Annotated in this window: 1 protein-coding gene; it reads left to right on the top strand. The window is 52.3% G+C overall.

All coding sequences use genetic code 11. The annotated features are described in order from the left end of the window. Window positions 1-352, top strand: a 352-nt coding sequence (locus SB659_RS19200) for a hypothetical protein (RefSeq protein ID WP_410551542.1), incomplete at both ends; no start/stop codon positions are given.

The following is a 352-nucleotide window of genomic DNA, read 5'->3' as shown; positions in this document are numbered from 1 at the left end:
CCCAGCGCTTCTGCTGGCGTTCCTGTCTGTTGCGCCAACGCAGGCGCTTGCTGAATCGCCTGCATGTCAGGCGATCAATGCCAGCTGGAATAGTTTCAATATTCCCTCCACGACAGATGATGGCCTTCGGGACGTGGTGTATCCGGCGTCTGACTTCCTGGTGACAGATCAATTATCATTCTCGATCTCAGATAGCGCACCCAGCTTCACCAATTATTTTACCGCAGCAAATCCAGATTTCTCGAATTCGTACGTTAACTATCAAAACGGGCAGTACAGTTCAGGGAATAGCTCAACCACGGTCTCCGGTACAGACTTGACGCGCGACGGCCTGCATCTGGTCTACTCCAAC

It is taken from the genome of Arthrobacter sp. SIMBA_036, from assembly GCF_046535135.1.
Classification (GTDB): Bacteria; Actinomycetota; Actinomycetes; order Actinomycetales; family Micrococcaceae; genus Arthrobacter.
Note: the sequence above shows the minus strand (reverse complement) of the source record. Positions and strands in the feature narration are given on the sequence as shown.